Genomic DNA, 23,492 nt, shown 5'->3' with positions numbered 1-23,492 from the left:
CAGTCATATATCGGCCTACTCCGCGTGCGGCCAAATGGTACGTGCGTCCACGTTCCGGGGAGCCTCACCGACGTTCTCGGTGAGACGCAGCAGCCGTCGTCGACCGGTGATTCTCAGTCCTGGATTGGAGCCGCGAGTGCCGATCAGCGTCGGCGCGATGCCGGCGCGCATCAGCGATTGTGCGAGGACGGAATGGGTCTCCGGTGCGTGGGGATCGAGTCCGAGCACGTACCGCTCACCCTCGGCCTCGGGACGACCGGACGCGAGCACCCAGGCGCGGAGTTCGCGCGAACCCGGTATCCACCCGGGAGGGACGGCTTTGACAGCACCCTTGGTCCACAGAGACGCCAGCGCGAACAGTTCGGGCACCGACGCGGTACGCACCAGCGGCCGGTCTTCTTCCGAACGCCCCAGCTCTGCAGCCAGACCACATTGCTCGATGAGTTCGGCGATGGCATCCGCGCGCCACTGCGCGTCGACGACGACAGAAATACGGGCCGAACCCGCGGAGGTGACGACGTGACCGGTGGCGGCCAACAGCCCACTGAGATCGGTCACCGCGGGCGGCAACGATTCGGCGGAGAAGAAGGACAGCTGGTTCACAGCATGGACATTAGGACATCGGCGGCCACGCTCACGTCTTTCGCCGCACCCGGGTGGTTCGGATATGCGTCATCCCCCTCCCGCGATCGACTCCACCGGAGCCCACCGCGAAAGGGGGATGACAGTTCTCGACTCGGATCAGACTGCGCGAACGCCCGTTGCCTGAGGACCCTTGGTGCCCTGGCCGACCTCGAACTCCACGCGCTGGTTCTCCTCGAGGGTGCGGAAACCGCTGCCCTGAATCTCGGAGTAGTGGACGAAAACGTCAGCGGAGCCGTCTTCTGGTGCGATGAATCCAAAGCCTTTTTCGGCGTTGAACCACTTCACAGTTCCCTGTGCCATGCTTTTCCTTCTCTTTCTAACACCGGATTCGATGGAGCGCACTTTCGATCCATCGGGCCGGTTCCGACCGCTGCACTTGTACGAATCCCCCTCAGGATTCCCCCTGATGGACGAGCTCTCCCAGTACCGCGCTCGCAACATGAGATCCTGCGAAGCGTAGAACGAACACAGAAGCTGCGACCGCGTCAAGTGAACCATGAACTCCGCGTTCGCAACAGTCGAAAACCGGCCCTTTTCGAACAATTTGCCCAGGTTGTGGAAACACACAACACGAGACGGATGAATCGCGGCCCCCACCAGGGCGTCAACGGCTCGTGTCGGGCTCGGGATAGCATGGAGAGCCCAGGTCGAACGGGTAGCCGACAGAACGAACGAATGCTTGGAGACCGGCAGTGAGTGAGATCCATCCGCACGGCGGTGCGGATGTCGTCAGCTACGGGCAGCGGCTGTTGAATCGTGCATTGGCCGGTTCACCCTCCGACGAAAGCCCGCTGACCCACGTCGCCGAGTTGCCCGCACGGGCCTCCCAGTTCGCACCGTGGCCGTCGTGGGTGGGCCCGGAAGTGGTGCAGGTGATCACCTCTCGCGGAATTGCGCGGCCGTGGACGCACCAGGCGCGAGCGGCAACTCTCGCCGCCGAGGGCAATCATGTGGTGCTCTCGACGAGTACCGCATCTGGCAAGTCCTTGGCCTACCAACTCCCCATTCTGACGACGCTGTCCGCGGACGCCCGCGCCACCGCGTTGTATCTGGCTCCCACCAAGGCCCTCGGCGCCGATCAGCTACGCACCACCATCTCGATCACCGACGAGTTGCGTTCGGCATCAGACGAACTCGCGGAGGTGTTCCCCAGTGCGTACGACGGCGATACCCCGATCGAGATTCGCCAGTGGGCCCGCGCGAATGCGCGCTGGATCTTCACCAACCCGGACATGTTGCACCTCGGCATTCTCGGCTCCCACGAGCGGTGGTCCCGGTTTCTGCGCAATCTTCGCTACGTGGTGGTCGACGAATGCCATTACTACCGTGGTGTTTTCGGATCCAATGTTGCACTGGTACTTCGCCGGTTGCGACGCCTCTGTGCTCGCTACGGCGCGTCCCCGGTGTTCGTTCTCGCCAGTGCGACGACCTCGGAACCCGGACGAGCAGCGAGCCGACTCATCGGAGCGCAGTGCGAGGAGGTCACCGAAGATGGCTCCCCGCACGGGGCGCGCACCGTAGCCCTTTGGGAACCACCGTTGCTCAAAGAGATCACCGGCGAAAACGGTGCTCCGGTAAGGAAATCCGCCGGCGCTGAGGCGTCGCGCATCATGGCCGACCTGTTGGTGGAGGGTGCCCGAACGTTGGCTTTCGTTCGATCCAGGCGCGGCGCAGAGGTCACCGCGCTGGGGGCCCAGAGAATTCTCGCCGACGTCGATCCGCAATTGGTGCGACGCGTCGCCGCCTATCGCGCAGGGTATTTGGCGGAGGACCGGCGAAAGCTGGAATCCGATCTGTCCGACGGCACATTGTTGGGGGTCGCCACCACCAACGCGCTCGAATTGGGCGTCGACATCGCCGGTTTGGACGCGGTGATCGTCGCCGGCTTCCCCGGTACCGTCGCGTCGTTCTGGCAGCAGGGCGGCCGCGCCGGACGACGTGGGGAGGGCTCACTGCTGGTGCTTGTTGCGCGCGACGATCCCCTCGACACATACCTGGTGCACCACCCGGCAGCCCTGCTGGACAGGCCCGTCGAGGCCACCGTCACCGACCCCACCAATCCGTACATTCTGGCTCCGCAATTGCTCTGCGCTGCAGTCGAACTGCCGATCACCCTGGTCGAGGCCGAGGAGCTGAGCGCAGAATCGGTACTCGAAGAGCTCGAGCTGAAGGGCTACGTGCGCAAGCGTCCGCACGGCTGGTTCATCACCCCCGAGGGCCAGCAGCTGTCTCCGCACGGTGCGGTGAATATTCGCGGCGGCACCGGTGTGCAGGTGGCCATCGTCGACGGTGAGTCCGGCCGTATGCTCGGTACCGTCGACGGCGGACGAGCGCCTGCCACTGCACATCCCGGCGCTGTCCACATCCACCAGGGCGAGTCGTTCGTGGTCGACGAACTCGATCTCGACGCCGGTCTGGCACTGGTGCACGCAGAGCAACCCGAGTGGAACACCGCGGCCCGCGAGATCACCGACATCTCGATCACGGCGGTGCACGAATCCGTCGACTACGGCGAGGTGCGCGTCGCACTGGTGCAGGTCAACGTCACCCACCAGGTTGTCGGGTATCTGCGACGCCTTCTCTCGGGCGAGGTTCTCGATTCCATCGAACTCGACATGCCTGCACAGACCCTCGACACCCGAGCCGTCATGTACACTATCACTCCGGAGTTGTTGGAGCACAGCGGAGTTCCGTACGAGCGATTCCCCGGATCACTGCACGCGGCCGAGCACGCCGCAATCGGCTTGCTACCCCTGGTGGCGACCTGCGACCGCTGGGACATCGGCGGAGTATCGACGGCTCTACACCCCGACACCGGCCTGCCCACGGTCTTCGTCTACGACGGATACGACGGCGGAGCCGGTTTCGCCGACCGCGGCCACGTAGCCATCGCGGATTGGCTCGCGGCCACGAAAGACGCCATCGTTTCCTGCGAATGCCAGACCGGCTGCCCGTCCTGCGTGCAATCACCGAAATGTGGAAACGGAAACGATCCACTGGACAAAGACGGTGCTGTTCGAGTGTTGACCGCTGTGTTGGCGGCCATCACTCGGGAGGGGTGAGCACCTAGGACCTGTGCGCCGGAGACCGAGTGTAGGGTTCTCCCGCAAACGCGCGCGCACTCGCTGAATGCGCGCAAAATTGCGGCCAGAACGGAGCAATTCCGCGCGCCTCTGCCAAACGCGCGCGCATTTGCCAGAGGTGTGGACGCGACTTCGGCTGTCACCCGCACCTGGCGACATGGCGGAGCCTTGGCGAATCTCCAGCACACTGTCGACTCGACTGTGATCGATCGCAAAGGTGCGCAAATCTGACGATTGCTCAGTTCTGAGGCTGATCCAATTCAGAGAACTCGACACAGCCCCGGAGCAGCTGGAGGTTCGACATGACGGTGATCGACCAACCAACGGACCTGTCTCCTGCGGCCGTTCCAGCTATTGCAGACAAGGTCGGGTGCCACTATCGACCGCCGAACGATTACGAGGTGGGTCGCGAACAAATTCGAGAGTTCGCTCGTTCGGTCCACGACGACCATCCCGCGCATCGCCTGGAATCAGCGGCAGCTGCGCTGGGGTATTCCACGCTGATCGCCCCTGTCACCTTCGTCAGCGTCATCGGCACGCGGCTATTGCCGGAGTTGTTCGCGCACTTGCTGATCGGCTATTCCGTCAGCGATGTCCTGCACACCGATCAACAAATCCTGATCCGCCGTCCGATGCAGGTCGGCGACCGCGTCAGCTTCGACCTGTGCTTGGAATCGTTTCGGCAATCCTCGGGAAGCGACGTGATGGTCACCTGCACCACCCTCACCGATCAACGAGGCGACGAATTAGCCGTCACTCGAACTACATTCGTAGCCCGGACAGGTGGATACACCGAACCCGCGATAGCCACCGCGCTTCGCAATCTCATGCGTAGCTGAGCCGATTTCACAGCCGGTGTGTCACGACGGGTCCGTCCTGTTTCGAATGGACAGGGCCGCAGCGGACGACCGGATGTGTTCTTCGGCCGACGTCATGGCGAGCTCCGCGTCGCCGGTTTCGACGGCGGCCAGAATCTGCCGATGTTCGGCATTCAGCGTGTCGGCCAACGAGTCCCAATCCTCGATCTCCAGCAGCGCGGCGAGGATGGGCGCACGCATCGACTCCCGGATTGCTGCGGTGAGCGAGGCAACGAAGTCGTTCCCCGAGGCCTCGGCCAAGGCGATGTGGAAGTTCGTGTCGGCGTCGTTGAAGACTTCTCGGGTGACTCCCGGCGCATCCATGATCTCCACGGCGTTCCTGGCCTGCTCGAGCTTGTCCTGATCAGGTGCCACCGCTGCGAGGTGAACACTTGCCCGTTCGAGCGCCACTCGCGTGCTGATCAAGTCGTCGATCCGAAAATTGGCCAGCGCCACGTGCAGGCGAAGGAGACGTGTGAGCGCGGGCCGCGGCAGAGCCGCAACAAAGGTGCCTGCTCCTGGACCCGAACCCGGTGACGACCGGAGAATTCCGCTGCTTTCCAGGACGCGAACAGCCTCCCGGATCCCGGCACGGCTGACTTCGAGTTGAGCTGCGAACTCGCGCTCGGGCGGTAGCGGATCTCCGACACGGAGGTCGCCGGCCATGATCCGTTCTTCGATTGCATCGATGACCAACTCGTGCGCGCGGGCGCGCCGGACCGGCTTCCACGACAGCGGTTCGTTCTGCGCCCGTCCAGCATCGTCAGCCATATGGGTCATCCAACCAGAAGAAGGTTTGTGCCTTCAGCCTCTTGACCCCACTGAGTGTCATCCATACACTTCTCTGTGTGGTCAGACCTCATACATGTTTATGGTCTCGTGTGCACAACCGATCTCGACCCGCTCGCAGGCAGCATCGGATTGTCCGCCGCAGTGACCTGCCTTCCGCTGCTGACGTCTTCGTCGCGCTTGTTCGCAACGCTGCATCACACTGCGGCGATCAATGCCTGCATCGACCCCACCATGCTGGTTGTCCCATTACCTCGGGTGGTGTGGTGGGAAAGATGATCAGCCCAAAGAAACTCGCCGTCGCCGCAACCGCGGTGGGCTTCGTTGGACGAGAGTCCCTCCCCTGACCCGTCGTCGACCCCACTCACCGAAAAATTGCACCGAATCGAGACCATGACATGCCCGTCACCCGGCAGATGCCCAAAGCTACCGACCTGCGCGAGGTCCTCTCGTTCAAGAAGCCCGATCTGAACCTGCGTCGGCGACGCCTCAACGCCGCACTGACCATCGACGATCTCCGCACCATCGCCCGTCGACGCACCCCCCGCGCAGCATTCGACTACACCGACGGCGCCGCCGACGCCGAGATCTCGCTCTCGCGGGCTCGTCAGGCCTTCCGCGACGTGGAATTCCACCCCTCGATCCTGCGGGACGTCTCCCACGTCGACACCTCGACCACGGTGTTCGGTGGGCCATCCGCGCTCCCGTTCGGCATCGCCCCGACGGGCTTCACCCGCCTGATGCAGACCGAGGGTGAGTACGCCGGATCTGCCGCCGCCGGAGCCGCTGGAATTCCGTTCTGCCTCTCGACCCTGGGCACCACGTCGATCGAGGACGTCAAGGCCACCAACCCGAACGGTCGAAACTGGTTCCAGCTCTACGTCATGCGCAACCGGGACATCTCGTTCGGTTTGGTCGAACGAGCCGCGAAAGCAGGCTTCGACACCCTCCTGTTCACGGTTGACACACCGGTCGCCGGGTCGCGTCTGCGGGACAAGCGCAACGGATTCTCCATCCCACCGCAGCTGACCGCATCGACGATCGCCAACGCCATCCCGCGTCCGTGGTGGTGGTGGGACTTCCTCACCACGGCCAAGCTCGAGTTCGCCTCGCTGTCTTCTACCGGCGGCACGGTCGGAGAGTTACTCAATTCGGCGATGGATCCGTCGATCTCGTTCGAGGATCTCGACGTCATTCGCAAGATCTGGCCCGGCAAGCTGGTAGTCAAAGGTGTTCAGTCGGTGGCAGATTCGGCTCGTCTCGCCGAACTGGGAGTCGACGGCATCATCCTGTCGAACCACGGAGGCCGACAACTCGATCGCGCTCCCGTTCCCTTCCACCTATTGCCGCAGGTCGTGAGCGAAGTGGGATCCGACTTCGAGGTAGCCGTCGACACGGGCATCATGCACGGTGCCGATATCGTTGCCTCCATCGCGATGGGGGCGTCGTTCACCCTCGTCGGCCGGGCGTATCTCTACGGCCTGATGGCAGGCGGCCGCGAGGGCGTCGACCGGATGATCGACATCCTGCGCGAAGAAATCGTGCGCACCATGCAACTGCTGCAGGTCAATTCGCTTGCGGAACTCACCCCGGAGCACGTCACTCAGCTGACTCGATTCGCTCCCCTGCAGTCCGGGGCACGTACGTTGACGCCGCGCTGACCGCTGCACACGGCTTGACGAGGGCGGCGTTCGCGTTCGTGTTCGGGGCCGCGGGTTCGGGGCCGCCGGGTTCGGGGCCGCCGGTTCGACGCAAACGCGCGCGCGTTTGCCAAACGCACGCGAGATCGCCGGCCGGAGAGAGGCCATTCCGCTCGCACCTGACGAACGCGCGCGCGTTTGCGGACTCGGCCGGGTGGATCAGGCGGGCGGGCGGACGAACCCTCACCCCGGCCCCGCCCGCGCCGTCGCGATGGCGTCGGACATTCCGAATCGCCCGAGGAACACCGGTTGGCCCACCGTGACGATCACGTCCCACTCGTCGATCGCACACTCCCGCAACTCAGTCGACATCCTGCTCGCCACTGATCGCGCCGTTCCACACGCATCGGCCACCCCACGGTCGAGTGCTCCCGCCCCGGCCAACGCCGCGAGATCGGCCGCCGACTGCGCCTGATGACGAGCACCCACCGCCGCGCCGACGTGCATCACCATCACCACGACAGCAATCAACGCCGACATCGCCAGCGCCGCCAACACCGTGGCGCCACCCTCGTCATCACGCAGCGCCGTCCGGAGATCAAGCCTCATTCGGGAGCAACCGGTTCCGCAGCAGCAACCGCCTCCGCCGACAACGTCAGTCCGGGCAGCGGACTCTCGACCTCCACCCGCGCGACGAAGAACTCGCCATCCTCGACCACCGTGACCCGCGCACCGTCCGGCGCAACCCTCTCCCCGACCGACACAGCCCGGGCCCCATCCCCGCGGGCCGCCAATCGAGCCGCCTCACGGGCCGCATCGACGCACCCGATGTGCATCGTCACCGACACGATCGCCCCGATACACACCACGATCACCGCGACAATGGACGCGATCGCGAACGCCGCCTCCACCGTCACGGCACCGTCGTCACCGGTCGCGATCAGACGGCAGTGTTCAACGCTCGATCGATGATCCCCGTCAACGCCGACACAATGCTGTCGCCGGTGACCACGGTGTACAACACCGCTCCGAATGCCGCGGCCGCAATGGTCCCGATCGCATACTCTGCGGTGGACATGCCATCGTCTTCCACGCCGAACAGAACGATTCGAGTCTTCAACTGCTGCAGTGCGTTCCCCATCATGTTGCTTCCCCTCCCAATGCTCCGGTACGGCGTTTCCGAACCGGAAATCTCGATATGCGGCCATCAGAGCAGACCGCCGACCAGTACGTTGCCCGCCAGGCCGATCACCACGGGGATGATCCCGAGACAGATGAAGGCAGGCAAGAAGCACAGACCGAGCGGCCCACTGATCAGCACGCCCGCGCGTTCGGCCGCCGCGGCCGACGCGTCCTCGGCGCGAGTTCGTTGTGTCGCAGCCAGCTCCGTCATCGCCGACGCCATGGACGACCCGGCTCGAGCCGATCGGCGCGCCATCCTGGCCAAAGCCTCGGTCTCCGGATCGTGCGCGACGGCATCCCACGCAGTCTCGGCATCGGCCCCCAATTCGAGCAGGTCGGCGGCTTTGCGCAACGCAATCCCGAACGAGGCGGGAGCGGACTGCGCTGCGGCGGTAGCGGCCGTTGCGATCGGAAGCCCCGATCGCAAGCATGCGGCGAGCAGGTCGAATGTCGTCGCTACCGCGAGTGGGTCGGGTCTCGAAGCGTCGACGGTGTCGGGCTCGGCACTGGCATCGGGAGTATGTCTGCGGAGCCCGCCGCCGACCGAGGGCATGGCGACCAAAGCCGTTGCCAGACAGAGGACTGCAGTCCACATCATGTCGTCACCTTGCCGGTGATCGCGTCGGTCCACAGCAGGCCCGCACAGCCGAGTGCCGTGCCGATACACAGCAGAATCCCGCCTGTGCCACCGCCGAGCAGAATCTGCAGCGGATTCGCTCCCATCAACTGTCCGAGCGCAACTCCGAGGATTGGCAGACCTGCCAGCACCAACGCAGTAGCCCGCGCACCGGCCAGCGATGCCTCGGTTCGTTCACGAAACCGTCTGCGCCCCAGCATGTCCTCGCGCACAGCATCCAATAGCTCGGCCAGCGCCAGTCCATGCTCGTCGGCCACCCGCCACGCTGCCGCCAGCCGGCCGAGCTCGGCGTCCAGTAGCGAATCGGACGCGGCAATACCGTCGGCAGCCCTGCCGCCCAGCCTGGACCTCGATGCCGCACCGCGGAGCGCAGCCGAGGCGATTCCGCCACATTCCTCGGCCGCCACCGCACTGGCCGTGGCCGGGTGAGATCCCACGCGAAGTTCACCGACTATCACCTCGACCCCGGTTGCCAACCAGTTCAATTCGGTCGCACGCCGATCACGTTCGACCCGCCGCCGATAGCGTCTCCAGCCCGTACCACCAGCCACCGCCGCCGCACTCACGGCCCACACGCCACCGAGCCACCACACCGCACCAGCCGCAAGCAGTGCAGTACAGCTCGGCACCAGCCATTTCGGCACTGACGATACTCTGACCGACCCACGCGAGAGCTGTCGAGAACCGCTCGGCCACAACAGCATTGCGGCAGCAAAGAGCACCGGTACGTACGTCATCGGACATCGCCGCAGCGTCGGTCCAGCAGTTCGGACAGTCGCATCCGACCCGGCAGTACGTCGCTATCCACAGACCAGGCCGCCACGATGTGTACCCGTCCGGTCGGATCGACGTCGACCACCCCGATCTCCCGGAGCCGTCGCGTACCGTCCGCGCTGCGATGAACGTGTAGCACCACCTGAACGGCCGCGGCCAACTGACTGTGCAGCGCATCGCGTCCCATTCCACCCAGCGCTGCAAGGGCTTCGAGACGCGCGGGCACTTCGGCGGGCGAGTTCGCATGGATCGTTCCGGCTCCGCCGTCGTGGCCGGTGTTGAGAGCCGTCATCAGGTCGATGACCTCGGCCCCGCGTACCTCACCGACAACGAGCCGATCGGGACGCATCCGCAGTGCTTGACGTACCAGTTGCCGCACCGATACCTCTCCCACCCCTTCGACGTTGGGTGCGCGAGCTACCAGACGCACCACATGCGGATGTGCCGGTGCCAACTCGGCCGCGTCCTCCACGCAGACGATCCGTTCGGCCGGATCCACCTCACCCAACAGCGCGGCCAGGAGGGTGGTCTTTCCCGCGCCGGTACCGCCGACGACCAAGAACGCCAAGCGGCCGAGCACGATTCGACGCAGCAGCTCGTACCCGTCTTCGGTCACGGCTCCCGATGCACGCAGCGCTGCAAGGCCTTGGGTTGCCGGTCGCAACACCCTGAGCGAAACACACGTTCCCCCGCTCGCCACCGGTGCCAGCACAGCGTGGAGCCGGACGCCGAACACGTCCCGCCCCACTCCGGGCAGCCGACCGTCGACCCAGGGCTGCGCATCGTCGAGTCGACGGCCGGCAGAGAGTGCGAGCCGTTGCGCCAGCCGCCGAACGGCAGCCTCGTCGACGAAGCGAACTCCGGCGCGCTCGAGTCCTCGACCACGATCGATCCACACCTGATCCGGTGCGGTGACCAGTACGTCGGTCACTCCCGGCTCGGACAGCAGCGGTTCGAGCGGGCCTGCTCCGGTCAGCTCGGTCTGCAGAACACGGAGGGCTGCAAGCATATCGGTGTCACCGATGACGCCTCCTGCCTCGGCTCGGATGGCCGCGGCCACGGTCGCCGGAACGGGGGCGTCGGCCGATGCGGCCAGGCGATCACGAACGCGGTCCAGCAGATCCGCGGTGACGACCGCACTCATGCCGCCCACCGCCGTGCGCCGGGCTTCTGCGCGAAGGTCTCCAGCACACCGGTCGCCGCTGCGGCCATGGGAGAACGCCGACCGAGAACGAGCCCGCCCCGCTCGAGTCGCTCGGCCAATCCCGGCTCGGCGCGCATCGACGTCAACAGCGGTAGACCGAGCGCGGCGGCAATGTCGTCGGCCCTCAGCCCGCCCGGCGCAGGCCCTCGAACGACGATGCCGACGTTGGCATTTCGATCTGCCACGTGCGCTGCGACCGCTTCCGCAGAGGTGACGGCACGTAGCTCCGCCGGCAGTATCAGCACGACGAGGTCCGCGGCGGCGTACAGAGCGTCGGAGATGTCGCATGGTTGACGCGCGGCATCGCACACCACCAGATCGCCCGCTGTGCGTCCTGCGTCGAGCACAGCCGTCACAGCTACGGCAGTCAACCCGATGCTCCGACTCTCGGCTCTGCCCAGCGCCAACACCGACAACCCGCCCCGGGAGGGCAGTGCCCCATGCAAGGCGTCAGCAGACACTCGACCACCTTCGACGACCAACCCCGACCACCGCAGACCGGGCGTGTTCTCCCAGCCGAGCAGTAGATCGAGGCCGCTGCCGTAGCGGTCCCCTTCGACGAGGAGCGCACGTCTACCCGAGCGGAAGCTGCAGAGTCCAAGGGCCGCGGCGAACGTAGATGCCCCCGCACCACCGCGAGCGCCGACCACAGCGATCACCCCGCCGTTTCCTGTCGGTACGGACGCAGGCTCGCCGAGTATTCGTACGAGCGCGTCCTCGTCCGACGGCAGCGAGACCACCTGTTCGGCCCCGAGGGCAGTGGCAGTTCGCCAATCGTCGAGAGTCGACGGTGCAGCGGTGACCAGAATGACACCCTCTCGCCGCGGGAATCCGTTCGACAATGCCGTCTCGGCGGACGAGAAATCGATCAGAATTATTCCGGTGCGATCCCAAATCGACCGCGTCGATCCGATACCGACCAGTAAGTTCTGCTCTTCCACAACACAATCCGCGGCTGCGGCGATTCGATACACGTCCTCGCGGAGGCTGCGAAGTTCGATCGACATCGTCACCGTCGGCTGTGCACTTCGCTGTCGAGAGTCCGTTTCCATGCGCCAAGCCTGCGCGAGAATCTGCTCGAGATGCGCGTGACTTGGGGAAATGTGGATAGATTCGGCCCTGTGGATGAATAACGGGACTTACGTACCAATTTTCGACCTACCCCAGAAAAGAGGACGACCCTCGCCAGGGGGGGAGGAGGCGAGGGTCGTCTGGTTCAGCCCCGGGGGGTCGGGCTGAACACCGCCCGGAATGAACCGGGCTCACAGAAAATACTACACCCGTGGACGTCCTTGTTTGCAAGTTCAACCGTCGGATTTTCTGGACCGAGTTCTGCCGAGTCCCCCAGTGTCACCACGCAACATCCCCCGGTCACCACCGGCCACTATGGTGACAAACGTGACCCAGAGCGCGAGCAACGACGACGCCCCCGCCGGCCGACGCCCAGCGCGCGTCGCGGCATTCTTCGACCTCGACAAAACGATCATTGCGAAGTCCAGCACGCTGGCGTTCAGCCGGCCGTTCTTCGACCAAGGCCTGATCAATCGGCGCGCAGTGCTCAAGAGCAGCTACGCGCAATTCCTGTTCCTGCTCTCCGGGGCCGATCACGACCAGATGGAGCGCATGCGCGCCCACATCGCGAGCATGACCGCCGGTTGGGACGTCGAGCAGGTCCGCGCTGTCGTCGCGGAAACGTTGCACAATATCGTCGACCCCCTCGTGTTCGCCGAAGCCGCCGATCTCATCGCAGACCACAGGCTCCGAGGACACGACGTCGTGATCGTCTCGGCATCCGGCGACGAGATCGTCCACCCCATTGCCGAGATGCTGGGCGCCGACCACAGCATGGCCACGACGATGGTGACCGTGGACGGCAAGTACATCGGCGAGGTCGACTTCTACTGCTACGGCGAGGGCAAGGTCGATGCCATGAACTCCCTGGCAGCGCAACATGATTACGACCTGACTTCGAGCTACGCGTACTCGGATTCGATCACCGACGTACCGATGCTCCGCGCGGTCGGGCACCCGACGGCCGTCAACCCCGATCGCGCACTGCGCAAGGAAGCTGCCTCCAACGGATGGCCGATTCTCACGTTCTCCAACCCGGTCTCGTTGCGATCGCGAATTCAGACACCGTCCGGAAAGACCGTAGCCGTCAGTGCCGCAGCAAGTTTCAGCGCACTTGCCGCAGGTGTGGTCACCTACGGACTGCTCCGAAGAAAACGATGAGGCCCAAACCCTTGATGTGAGGCGCGTCACGGGGTACAAATGACGTACGGAAGAACGCGAGGCCAAGAACGAATCGGAAGAGAAGATTCGCTCTCCCGACCGGGATTCCCAGCACGGACACCGGCACCCACGCGGAGCTTGCCACCTAATGGCAGAAGCGCTGTGGGCCTGCGAAATTCGCCAAGGATCAGCAAGAACCCTGCACCGGTTGCAGGGATGACCTCATCATTGTCGAATTCTCGCCGAGGCCACGTGGTAGTCCACCACAGCCCACCTGTGCACGCTTGGTAACCAGGCGCTCCGTGCTAACGGGCGGCGACGTCGACGCAAGTCGGCATCGCCGCCCTTTTATGTGCTCACTACTGAGCAGCTTCGGCAATCGAAGTCGCTTCTGCTGCACCGGCTTCGAACGCTCCGCAGCACAAGATGACCCAACTTCCGACGCCGGTCGCGGTGCCCTCGGCGAAGCCTGTCGCGCCGTCTCGGTAGGCATTCGCTCGACGCATCCAACTCACCTCGGGCACGCCGAGGTTGTGGGGGTCGAAACCCGACGAGGCAGCCACCAGCCTCGATGCAGCACGCGCAACGATGCCGTCGGCAGATCCGAAGGCTTTGAGCGTCAACAATTCACCGTGCACCACCGCCGCAATCACCGGGGCGGGTGCCGAAGTTCCGCCGGTCACCAACTGAGCGAGCAGATCGAGTCGCTCACCCACTCCCGCATCGCCGCGAGGACGGCCGAGGGCGGAGGCGTCGTCGACGAGGTCTGCCGCGGCCAACAAGTGCAGACGAGCCAGGGTCTGCAACGGGGCACGCTTCCACGTCGACAGCGTGTTCTGCAGCGCGTCACCGTCCAGAGCTGCGGCGACCCTCAGCGCACCCGCGAGAACCGGGTCACCTTCCTCGCCTTCGCGAGGGAAATCCATGGATCCGCCCTCCAGCGTCGAGGACGAGCGAGCTGCACGCACGGCGGCCTCGGCTGCGTTGGCCGGCCAGCCACGACGATTGGACTTGTGTCGATGAACCGCGCCCAGAGCGTCACGCGCTCGTTCGGCCGAATCGACAACTCCGGGCAGTTCCAGCAGCGGGGCGAGAGGGTCCGTCACGACAGACGACGGTACCCCCTCCCCACACCGCTACTGCGCCCCTGCCGCCAACAGCTCGGCGCGGGCCTGGCGACGTTTGGCCTGTTCCGCCGGGTCCGGCACCGGGACGGCCGCGAGCAACCGCTTGGTGTACTCGTTCGTCGGACGACGCAGAATCTGGTCCGTCGTACCGAACTCGGCCAACTTGCCCTTGTTCAGCACCGCGATGCGCTTGGCCAATACCTCCACCACAGCGAGGTCGTGACTGATGAACAAGCACGCGAAACCGTACTCGTGCTGCAGTTCCTTGAACAGCTCCAGCACTTTCGCCTGCACCGACACATCGAGTGCGGACGTCGGTTCGTCGGCCACCAGCAGCGTCGGCTCGAGGGCCAGCGCCCGCGCGATACCGACTCGCTGGCGCTGCCCACCGGACAACTGGTGGGGATACCGGTTGCGCATGGTGCGCGACAGGTGCACCTGGTCGAGCAGCTCTTCGACCTTCTTGTTCCGCTCGGATGCGCCGAGTTCGGTGTGCAACAGCATCGGCTCGGCGATCGACTGACCGATCGGCCAGCGCGGGTTCAGCGACGAACCCGGATCCTGGAACACGATGCCGACCTTGCTGCGCACCGACCGTAATTCTCGATTCGACAGGTTGGTGATGTCGACGCCGGCGATGGACAACGAGCCACCGGTGAGCTTGTTCAGGCCCACCACGGCTTTGCCGATCGTGGACTTTCCGGAGCCGGATTCACCGACGAGACCGACGACCTCACCCATCTCGATATCGAGGCTGACCCCGTCGACCGCCCGGAACACCGTTCGCCCCGGGTACTCGATGACGCCATCGACGATGCTCAGTGCTCGGGTGTCCTCCGCCGCTTTCGGCTGGGCGATGGTGCCTGCCGCGACGGACTCCATGCTGCTGCCCAGGTGTGGAACCGATGCGAGCAACTGCTGCGTGTACGGATGCGACGCATTCTTGAAAATAGTTTGTGCAGCATCGGTTTCGACGATGACGCCGTCCTTCATCACCGCGATACGGTCGGCCATGTCGGCCACTACACCCATGTCGTGGGTGATCAGCACGATCGATGCGTCGATGCGGTTACGCAGGTCGCGCATCAGGTCGAGGATCTCGGCCTGCACCGTGACGTCCAGCGCGGTGGTCGGCTCGTCCGCGATCAGCAGGGCCGGGTCCGACGACAGTGCCTGGGCGATCATGGCGCGCTGACGCTGACCACCGGAGAGTTGGTGCGGGTAGTAGTCCACCCGCGTCTCCGGATCGGGCATCTCGACGAGCTTCAACAACTCGACGGCCCGAGCCTTCGCTTCCTTCTTCGACAGCGAGGTGTGTGCACGGATGGCCTCGGTGATCTGCCAGCCGATCGAGTACACCGGGTTGAGCGCCGTCATGGGCTCCTGGAAGATCACCGCCACGTTCTTGCCGCGGATGGGAGCCAGCTGCTTCTCCGGCAGCCCGACCAGTTCCTTCTCGCCCAGTTTGATGCTGCCGGAAACACGTGAATTGTCTGCCAGCAGACCGGGAATGGCCATGGCGGTGGTCGACTTACCGGATCCGGACTCACCGACGATGGCGAGTACCTCGCCGGCGGCGACCGTGAACGAGACGGAATCGGCGGCCTTGCGCCACACCTTCTCGACCTCGAACTCGACCGTCAGATCGGTGACGGTCAGAACCGTGTCCTTCTGAGTACTCATGTCAGTTCCGTTTCGGATCGAGTGCGTCACGGAGTGCGTCGCCGAGCATGATGAACGCGAGCACCGTGACGGAGAGGAACGCGGCCGGGAACAGCACCAGGTACGGTGCCGTCAGGAACACGTTCTGACCGAGGTTGATCTGCAGACCCCAGGAGATCTCCGGAGCTTGGAGTCCGATTCCGAGGAACGTCAGCGTCGCCTCGGCCGCAATGAACGTACCGACCGAAATGGTCGCGTAGATGATCACCGGCGCAAGGGCATTCGGCAGAATGTGCCGCACCAGAATTCGGTACGTGGACGCACCGAGCGCCTGAGCAGCCTGGACGTACTCGCTGTTCTTGATCGCGATGACACTCGATCGGACCAGTCGCATCGCCGTCATCCAGCCGAACACGATCAGAGCGAGCGAGACGGTGAAGATCGTGCGCTGTGCGGTCACCGTCAACAGGATGAGGGCACCGAGCAGCAGCGGAATTCCGAAGAACACGTCGGTGAACCGAGCCAGGATGCTGTCGATGAAACCGCCGAAATAGCCTGCGAGAGCACCGATCAGCACACCGATGATGAGCACACCGATGACGGAGAGCACACCGATCGACAGCGAGATCCGCGCACCGTAGATGACGTTGGCGTAGTAGTCGCACCCCTGGATGTCGGTGCCGAACCAGTGCTCGGCACTCGGGGTCTGGCGCGAGTCGGACAGCGAGCACACCCGCGGATCGATCCCGCGGGCAAACAGTTGCGGGAACACCGCCATCACCAGGAGCACGGCGAGCAGGAACGACCCGATGATGAAGAAGGGGCTCTTGCGCAAGAACTTCCACGCGTTGCCCCACAAGCTGGCCTGGCCGACCAGATCCACGGCCTCGCCGGTGATGACGTTGCCCGGCTGGCCCTCGTCCGCGGCGTGGTGAGCTGCGTTCGTATCTTCCTTATTCATAGCGAATCCTTGGATCGAGAACCGCGTAGAGAACGTCCACCACGAGGTTGAAGAAGATGTAGAAGAACACGAAGAGCGTCACGATGCCGACGACGACGGCACCTTCCTGACGCGCCAGTGCGTCGTAGATAGCGCGGCCGAGACCCGGCAGGTTGAACACCGTTTCGGTTACGATCGCACCGCCCAGCAGACCGCCGACGTCGGCACCGATGAAGGTGACGACGGGAATCAGCGAATTACGGAGCGCATGGCGAACGATGATGCGGCGGTTGCTGATTCCCTTGGATTTTGCGGTGCGGATGTAATCCGCCGCCATCGACTCCGCCACGGACGTACGAGTCAATCGGGCGACGTAGGCCATCGACAGCGACGCGAGCACCAGGCCGGGGAGCAGGTAGCTCGACCACCCGTTGTTGATACCGGAGATCGGGAAGACACCCAGTTTCACCCCCAGCGTGAACTGCGCGATGAAGCCGAGCACGAAGACCGGGACGGAGACCAGCAACGTCGTCGAAATGAGCACGAGGTTGTCGAAGAACGACCCCTTCTTCAGGGCCGACAGGACACCGGCGGCAATGCCCATGACCGTCTCGAAGACCACGGCCACGATGGTGAGCTTGATGGTGACGGGCAGGGCCCGCTCGATGGTGTCGAGCACGGGTCGGCCGGAGAAGTCTGTGCCGAAGTTGCCTTGGAAAAATCCACCGATGTACTTGAGGTACTGGACGACCAGGTTGTCGTCGAGGTTGAACTCGTCGCGCAACTGGGCCACGACGGCAGGGGCGAGCGGGCGATCTCCGGCCAGGGCGCGGATGGGATCACCGGGCAGTGCGTACACCATGGCGAAGATGAGGAAAGAGGAGCCGATCAGGACGGGAATCGTCAACAGTAATCGGCGGGATATGTAGCGACCCACTGTGGTTTCTCCTTGGATGCGGCGATCCTGCGAATCGGGTCTCGCTGACGCAGGTCTTCGGCGGGCGTCGAGCCCACCGCCGAAACGAAACCGATGGGTGGCAACGGAGTCACATCCGTTGCCACCCACCGGTGTCCGTTGTTAGCTGACTACGACGTCCTCGAGGACGATGTCGCCGGTGTTGTCGATCTTCACGTCGGAGACGCGATCGGACCACACTGCCTGGTTCAGGCCGTAGAACAGCGGCGTTGCGGGCATCTGCTGGAACAGGATGTCCTCGGCCTTCTGGTAGTCCGCCGTCGCAGCTTCGATGTCCTCGGCGTTGTTGCCCTCTGCGAGAGCGGCGTCGAAGGCCGGGTCGCTGAAGAACGTGGCGTTGCTACCGGCCGGCGGCAGTGCCGCGGACGAGTACAGCGGGGACAGGAAGTTGTAGATCGACGGGTAGTCCATGATCCAGCTCGAGCGGAACGGGCCGGTCATACCCTTGGCGTCCTGCAGCGGCAGGTACTGAGCGAACTGCAGATCGCCGCGCAGTGCGTAATCGACACCCAGGTTCTCGCGAATCTGGTTGCCCACGGCCGTCATCCACGAGTCGTGTCCGGCACCGGCGTTGAACCACAGGTCCACCGGCTGGCTGCGATCGAAGCCGGCCTCGTCGAGCAGACGGTTGGCCTCGTCGGCGTTGAGCTCGCAGGTGGCACCACACGCGTCCTCGCGGTAGCCCTCGACCACGGGAGAGGCGAAAGAGTCTGCGGGGGTACGGGTGTCGGTGAAGATCGCCGTCGCGATGGCCTGGCGATCGATGGCCATCGAGAATGCCTTGCGCACGTTCGGGTTCTGGAACCGCGGGTCGTACGTCGGAAAGCCGAGCGAAGTGATGTCGGGACGAGCGCGATCGGCGTAACGATCACCGAACTGATCTCGCGCAGTGGCCCAGGCGTCCTCGGGCAGATCGAGCATGATGTCGAGTCCGCCGCCCTGGATATCGTTGTATCCGGTGTTCAGCTCCGTGTAGACCTTGAAGTTGACGCCCGCGGACTTGGCTGCGTTGTCGCCTGCGTAGTCGTCGTACTTGGTGACGGTGAAGCCCTGCCCGGGAACGAAGTCCGAGTCGGCCTTGAACGGGCCGTTACCTATCGGGCGTGCACCGAATGCCGTCGGGTCGGCGTAGAACGCCTCCGGCAGCGGATCGAACGCGGTGTAGCCGAGCGTCAGCGGGAAGATTGCGAACGGTCCGTTGAGCTTGACGGTGAAGGTCGTGTCGTCGACGACGCTCAATCCGCTCAGTTCCGTTGCAGCGGGCTCGGCTGTGTCGCTGCCCTGCAGATCTGCATATCCTTCGATGTTCTCGAAGAAGTACGAGGCACCGAAAGCGTTGGTGCTCAATGCGTTGTAGCTCCACGCCTTGGTGAAGGACTCCGAGGTGACCGGGGTGCCGTCGTGGAACGTCCAGCCGTCCTTGAGCTTGACGGTCCAGGTGATGTTGTCCTCGGACTCGACGGACTCGGCAACACCGTTGTACTCGACGCTGTTGTCTTCGTCGTTGAACGTGACCAGTGGAGTGAAGAGCGCCTTGAGGACCTGGCTGCCTTCGCTCTCGGTGGTGTTTCCGGGAACCAACGGGTTCTCCGGCTCACCGATGTAGATGCTGTAGATCCCGTCGGCGCTGCCGCTGGAGCTCGAGCCTCCACCGCCACACGCGGCGAGCAGGCTCGCACTCATCAGCACAGCCGTGGTGACTACCGCGGCACGTTTGATACGCAAGGAAAATCCTCCATCCAGATGTGAACACGGGGTCGTCCGTGCTCAGTTCCTCGGGCGCGACGCCCGGGGATTCGTGGGCGACCGCATGGCACGGCAGGTGAGCCGTTCCAACGATCTGATGGAACGAACTTTAGACACATCCTGATACGAACATGTGAACTCCCCCAGTTTTTGCTGACCCGCGAGTAAGTCGGAAACATGATCGAAACGTTTCGGCAAGTCGATTTCTCACAGTGCGGGCAGAGCCGTCGAGACGGCCTCCTGCGAGCGACGCCGATGACCGCCCACCGTGCGGAAACTACCGATCACCGCAGATCAGGGGGTTGCAGGCGATTGCAACGGTGCGATCGGCATCACATGTGACTACCCTCACCAGTGGCTCGAGACGGGCTGTCGAATGCCGTTTCATGGGCGAAAAGCATCGGACGAAAGAGAGCTATTCGAGATGACGACCAGTACCTCCGGGACAGACGAGACCGCCGTTACCGCCTACGCACCGACGGCCGAGTTCACGGCGCAGGCGAACGCTCAGGCGGATCTCTACGCCGCCGCGGAGAAGGATCGACTCGGGTTCTGGGCCGAGCAGGCTCGCCGGCTCCACTGGCACACCCCGTTCACCGAGGTACTCGACTGGTCCGACGCCCCCGTCGCCAAATGGTTCGCCGACGGGACACTCAACGTCGCCTACAACTGCGTCGACCGCCACGTCCTCGACGGCCACGGCGACCAGGTCGCCATCCACTGGGAAGGTGAGCCCGGCGACAGCCGCGACATCACCTACTCCGATCTGCTCGCCGACGTCAGCCAGGCCGCCAACACCCTCACCGAACTCGGCCTGGTCTCCGGCGACCGCGTCGCGATCTACATGCCCATGATCCCCGAAGCCATCGTCTCGATCCTGGCCTGCGCTCGGCTCGGTCTGACCCACTCGGTCGTCTTCGCCGGCTTCTCGGCCACCGCGCTGCGCTCGCGCATCGACGACGCCGAAGCCAAGCTCGTCATCACCACCGACGGCCAGTGGCGACGCGGCAAGCCCGCCCCCATCAAGGACACCGTCGACGAAGCAGTCGACGGAGCCGCCTCCATCCAGCACGTACTGGTCGTCAAGCGCACCGACTCCGACGTCGCGTGGACCGACGGACGCGACCTCTGGTGGCACGAGACCGTCGCAAAGGCGTCGAAAGAGCATGAGGCGCAGCCGTTCCCGGCCGAGCACCCACTGTTCATCCTCTACACCTCCGGTACGACGGGTAAGCCCAAGGGCATCATCCACACCTCCGGCGGCTACCTGACGCAGACCTCGTACACCCACCACAACGTGTTCGATCACAAGCCCGGCACCGACGTCTACTGGTGCACCGCCGACATCGGCTGGGTCACCGGACACTCCTACATCGTCTACGGACCGCTCTCGAACCGCGCCACCCAGGTCGTCTACGAGGGCACGCCCAATTCGCCCGACGAGCACCGGCATTGGAACGTCATCGAGAAGTACAAGGTCTCGATCTACTACACCTCCCCCACCCTGGTACGCACGTTCATGAAGTGGGGCAAGGAGATTCCCGAGGCCCACGACCTGTCCTCGATCCGCCTGCTCGGATCCGTCGGCGAGCCCATCAACCCCGAGGCATGGCGCTGGTTCCGCGATGTCGTCGGCGGGGGCACCGCCCCGATCGTCGACACCTGGTGGCAGACCGAGACCGGCGCGATCATGATCTCGCCGCTGCCCGGCGTCACCGCCACCAAGCCCGGCTCCGCGATGACCCCACTGCCCGGTATCTCGGCCACGATCGTCGACGACGACGCCAAGCCACTGGGCAACGGCGGCAACGGATATCTGGTCCTGTCCGAGCCGTGGCCCGCGATGCTGCGCGGCATCTGGGGCGACATGGACCGCTACAAGGACACCTACTGGTCCCGCTACGCCGAAGAAGGCTGGTACTTCGCCGGTGACGGCGCCAAGTACGACGACGACGGTGCCCTGTGGGTTCTCGGCCGCGTCGACGACGTCATGAACGTCTCCGGCCACCGCATCTCCACCTCCGAGGTGGAATCGGCACTGGTCAGCCATCACAGTGTCGCCGAAGCAGCCGTCGTCGGTGCCGCCGACGAGACCACCGGACAGGGCATCGTCGCGTTCGTCATCCTGCGAGGCGGCGAGGAGAACACCGGCGACGCGTTGATCGCCGAACTCAAAGCCCAGGTCTCCAAGGAGATCTCGCCGATCGCCCGACCACGCGAGATCTCCATCGTCCCGGAGCTGCCGAAGACGAGGTCCGGCAAGATCATGCGCCGCCTGCTCCGCGACGTGGCCGAAGGCCGCGAACTCGGCGACGTCTCCACCCTCGTCGACCCGAAGGTGTTCGAGTCGATCAAAAAGGGTCGCTGAGCGCTCCGCGCATGTGAACGGAACTTCGTAGTGGGCTACGAAGTTCCGTTCACATGCGGCGCCAGCCGCTCTACACGCTGTCGAGCGACCGGTCTCGCGTTTCCTTCATGATGATCAGCGAGATCAGCGTCAACGATGCAGCGATGGCCAGGTAGACGCCCACCCAGCCGACGCCGTAGGAACTCACCAGCCAGGTTGCGATGAACGGGGCCACTGCGGCTCCGAGGATCGACGCGGTGTTGTACGAGATTCCCGAGCCGGTGTAGCGCACGTTGGTCGGAAACAGCTCGGGCAGAACGGCACTCATGGGTCCGAAGGTGAGGCCCATCAGTCCGAGGCCGACGCACATGAACACCAGCATCTTGCCTGCCGACGCGGACGACGGGTCGGCGAACCAGTGGAACGACAGACCGAACAGCACGATCGCCGCGGTGATGACGATGAGCGTCGGACGTCGGCCGTACTTGTCGGCGAGCAGCCCGGCGACCGGGATCAGGGCCGCGAAGAACAGCACCGCGATGAGCTGGAGCTCGAGGAAGTCGGTGTACGGAATGGCCAGCTTGGGACCGTTGACGTCGGCCACCTTGCCTGTTCCGTAGCTGACCACCCACGTGGTCATGATGTAGAACAGCGTGTAGGTGGCGAGCATGACGAAGGTACCGATGATCAGCTGACGCCAGCTGGTCTTGAACACCTGAGCCAACGGGGTCTTGACCTTCTGGCCGCGCTCGACGGCCAGCTTGAACACCGGCGTCTCCTCGAGCTTGAGCCGGACGTACAGGCCGATGATCACCATGATCGCGCTGAGCAGGAACGGGATGCGCCAGCCCCACGTCAGGAACGCATGGTCGGTGCCGGAGTTCGCGGAGTCGTAGCCGGTCGCGATGACGATGAGCAAGAAGATGCCGTTGGCGAAGAAGAAGCCGATCGGCGCGCCCAGCTGCGGGTACATCGCCGCCCAGGCCCGCTTGCCCGGCTTGGCGGTTTCGGTGGCCAGCAACGCCGCACCGCTCCACTCACCGCCGAGGCCGACGCCCTGGGTGAAGCGCATGATCGCCAGCAGAGCCGGCGCCCACAGACCCGCTGCGGCATAGGTCGGCAGGAGTCCGATCGCAAACGTCGCGACACCCATCGTCAGCAGGGACCCGACGAGGGTCGCCTTGCGTCCGATGCGATCACCGAAGTGACCGAACAGAATAGAGCCGATGGGTCGTGCGACGAACGCCAAACCGAACGTCGCGAACGACGCCAGCAGCGCGGTGGTGTCGTTGCCCGCGGGGAAGAACAGGCGGGGGAAGACGAGCACCGCGGCGGTGGCATAGATGTAGAAATCGAAGAACTCGATCGACGTGCCGACCATCGAGGCGATCACGATGCGTGACCGAGGCACCTGGGGTGCGGGAATTGCGCCGTCGTCGGTGACGGCGTGTGTTGAACTCACGAATTGCTCCTGAAGAGGGAAGTTCCCTGAAAATTACCTGATGAACACCTGAGAATTTCACGCCCCCGGTCCATTCGTTGCCGATTCGTGCAACATTTCCGTGTTTGCCTCGACCGGCGGGGAGGTAACCATCGGCGGGCCGAGCATCGCTCGCCCGCCACGTAGCGGTTAATCTGCTACCTAGGCACT

Annotated in this window: 21 protein-coding genes; 5 read left to right on the top strand and 16 right to left on the bottom strand. The window is 64.4% G+C overall.

The annotated features are described in order from the left end of the window. Window positions 1–15 precede the first annotated feature (15 nt). Both AC5WEY_RS07360 and AC5WEY_RS07355 read right to left on the bottom strand, forming a co-directional pair. Window positions 16–603, bottom strand: a complete 588-nt coding sequence (locus AC5WEY_RS07360) for a hypothetical protein (protein WP_495645289.1) — start codon at window positions 601–603, stop codon at window positions 16–18. A gap of 138 nt (window positions 604–741) precedes the next feature. Next, the gene (locus AC5WEY_RS07355) at window positions 742–945 is read right to left on the bottom strand and encodes a cold-shock protein (RefSeq protein ID WP_005248460.1); all 204 of its coding nucleotides are present in this window, start codon (window positions 943–945) and stop codon (window positions 742–744) included. Window positions 946–1,337: 392 nt separating this feature from the next. On the opposite strand from AC5WEY_RS07355, the gene AC5WEY_RS07350 reads away from it, so the two are divergent. Next, on the top strand, window positions 1,338–3,707 hold the full coding sequence (locus tag AC5WEY_RS07350; RefSeq protein WP_495645288.1) for a DEAD/DEAH box helicase: 2,370 nt from the start codon (window positions 1,338–1,340) through the stop codon (window positions 3,705–3,707). A gap of 323 nt (window positions 3,708–4,030) precedes the next feature. After that, window positions 4,031–4,567 (top strand): FAS1-like dehydratase domain-containing protein, encoded by a 537-nt coding sequence (locus tag AC5WEY_RS07345; RefSeq protein ID WP_495645287.1) that lies wholly within the window; start codon window positions 4,031–4,033, stop codon window positions 4,565–4,567. Window positions 4,568–4,588: 21 nt separating this feature from the next. Here AC5WEY_RS07345 and AC5WEY_RS07340 read toward each other — a convergent pair whose 3' ends face one another. Further along, window positions 4,589–5,356 (bottom strand): FadR/GntR family transcriptional regulator, encoded by a 768-nt coding sequence (locus AC5WEY_RS07340; protein WP_495645286.1) that lies wholly within the window; start codon window positions 5,354–5,356, stop codon window positions 4,589–4,591. Window positions 5,357–5,772: 416 nt separating this feature from the next. Here AC5WEY_RS07340 and AC5WEY_RS07335 point away from each other — a divergent pair, with 416 nt between their 5' ends. Continuing rightward, on the top strand, window positions 5,773–7,035 hold the full coding sequence (locus AC5WEY_RS07335; protein WP_495645285.1) for an alpha-hydroxy acid oxidase: 1,263 nt from the start codon (window positions 5,773–5,775) through the stop codon (window positions 7,033–7,035). A gap of 222 nt (window positions 7,036–7,257) precedes the next feature. Here the strand turns inward: AC5WEY_RS07335 and AC5WEY_RS07330 are convergent, their stop codons facing one another. From AC5WEY_RS07330 to ssd, 7 genes are all read right to left on the bottom strand, one after another. Beyond that, window positions 7,258–7,623 (bottom strand): Rv3654c family TadE-like protein, encoded by a 366-nt coding sequence (locus tag AC5WEY_RS07330; RefSeq protein ID WP_495645284.1) that lies wholly within the window; start codon window positions 7,621–7,623, stop codon window positions 7,258–7,260. Next, entirely contained in the window at window positions 7,620–7,931 is a 312-nt protein-coding gene (locus AC5WEY_RS07325; protein WP_495645283.1) for a TadE family type IV pilus minor pilin, read from the bottom strand. Before AC5WEY_RS07325 ends, AC5WEY_RS07330 begins: the two co-directional genes overlap by 4 nt. 23 nt (window positions 7,932–7,954) lie before the next feature. After that, window positions 7,955–8,155, bottom strand: a complete 201-nt coding sequence (locus tag AC5WEY_RS07320) for a DUF4244 domain-containing protein (protein WP_495645552.1) — start codon at window positions 8,153–8,155, stop codon at window positions 7,955–7,957. Window positions 8,156–8,221: 66 nt separating this feature from the next. Continuing rightward, window positions 8,222–8,794, bottom strand: a complete 573-nt coding sequence (locus AC5WEY_RS07315; RefSeq protein ID WP_495645282.1) for a type II secretion system F family protein — start codon at window positions 8,792–8,794, stop codon at window positions 8,222–8,224. Beyond that, window positions 8,791–9,570, bottom strand: a complete 780-nt coding sequence (locus AC5WEY_RS07310) for a type II secretion system F family protein (protein WP_495645281.1) — start codon at window positions 9,568–9,570, stop codon at window positions 8,791–8,793. The genes AC5WEY_RS07315 and AC5WEY_RS07310 overlap by 4 nt, the downstream gene beginning before the upstream one ends. Then, the gene (locus AC5WEY_RS07305; RefSeq protein ID WP_495645280.1) at window positions 9,567–10,751 is read right to left on the bottom strand and encodes a TadA family conjugal transfer-associated ATPase; all 1,185 of its coding nucleotides are present in this window, start codon (window positions 10,749–10,751) and stop codon (window positions 9,567–9,569) included. Before AC5WEY_RS07305 ends, AC5WEY_RS07310 begins: the two co-directional genes overlap by 4 nt. Beyond that, entirely contained in the window at window positions 10,748–11,863 is a 1,116-nt protein-coding gene (gene ssd / locus AC5WEY_RS07300; protein ID WP_495645279.1) for a septum site-determining protein Ssd, read from the bottom strand. The genes AC5WEY_RS07305 and ssd overlap by 4 nt, the downstream gene beginning before the upstream one ends. A gap of 334 nt (window positions 11,864–12,197) precedes the next feature. Between ssd and AC5WEY_RS07295 the strand changes: the two genes are divergently transcribed. Then, complete coding sequence (locus AC5WEY_RS07295; RefSeq protein ID WP_495645278.1) at window positions 12,198–13,043, top strand: HAD family hydrolase; 846 nt, start codon at window positions 12,198–12,200, stop codon at window positions 13,041–13,043. A gap of 359 nt (window positions 13,044–13,402) precedes the next feature. Here AC5WEY_RS07295 and AC5WEY_RS07290 read toward each other — a convergent pair whose 3' ends face one another. The 5 genes from AC5WEY_RS07290 to AC5WEY_RS07270 form a co-directional block, all read right to left on the bottom strand. Then, window positions 13,403–14,149 (bottom strand): hypothetical protein, encoded by a 747-nt coding sequence (locus AC5WEY_RS07290; protein WP_057477127.1) that lies wholly within the window; start codon window positions 14,147–14,149, stop codon window positions 13,403–13,405. A gap of 30 nt (window positions 14,150–14,179) precedes the next feature. After that, window positions 14,180–15,853 carry an ABC transporter ATP-binding protein gene (locus tag AC5WEY_RS07285; protein ID WP_495645277.1) on the bottom strand — a complete coding sequence of 558 codons (1,674 nt, stop codon included), beginning with the start codon at window positions 15,851–15,853 and terminating at the stop codon, window positions 14,180–14,182. 1 nt (window position 15,854) lies between these two features. Then, window positions 15,855–16,793 (bottom strand): ABC transporter permease, encoded by a 939-nt coding sequence (locus tag AC5WEY_RS07280; RefSeq protein WP_094703813.1) that lies wholly within the window; start codon window positions 16,791–16,793, stop codon window positions 15,855–15,857. Further along, window positions 16,786–17,709 carry an ABC transporter permease gene (locus tag AC5WEY_RS07275; RefSeq protein ID WP_495645276.1) on the bottom strand — a complete coding sequence of 308 codons (924 nt, stop codon included), beginning with the start codon at window positions 17,707–17,709 and terminating at the stop codon, window positions 16,786–16,788. The genes AC5WEY_RS07280 and AC5WEY_RS07275 overlap by 8 nt, the downstream gene beginning before the upstream one ends. Window positions 17,710–17,850: 141 nt before the next feature. Continuing rightward, window positions 17,851–19,473: a peptide ABC transporter substrate-binding protein gene (locus AC5WEY_RS07270; protein ID WP_495645275.1), complete on the bottom strand. Its 1,623-nt coding sequence runs from the start codon at window positions 19,471–19,473 to the stop codon at window positions 17,851–17,853. Between the two features lie 445 nt (window positions 19,474–19,918). Between AC5WEY_RS07270 and acs the strand changes: the two genes are divergently transcribed. After that, complete coding sequence (gene acs, locus AC5WEY_RS07265; RefSeq protein ID WP_495645274.1) at window positions 19,919–21,862, top strand: acetate--CoA ligase; 1,944 nt, start codon at window positions 19,919–19,921, stop codon at window positions 21,860–21,862. Between the two features lie 70 nt (window positions 21,863–21,932). Here acs and AC5WEY_RS07260 read toward each other — a convergent pair whose 3' ends face one another. After that, window positions 21,933–23,303, bottom strand: coding sequence for an MFS transporter (locus AC5WEY_RS07260; protein ID WP_495645273.1), 1,371 nt, complete (start codon window positions 23,301–23,303; stop codon window positions 21,933–21,935). Window positions 23,304–23,492 lie beyond the last annotated feature (189 nt).

This window comes from Rhodococcoides sp. S146-33, assembly GCF_059489205.1.
This window is presented reverse-complemented; position numbering and strand designations above follow the sequence as displayed.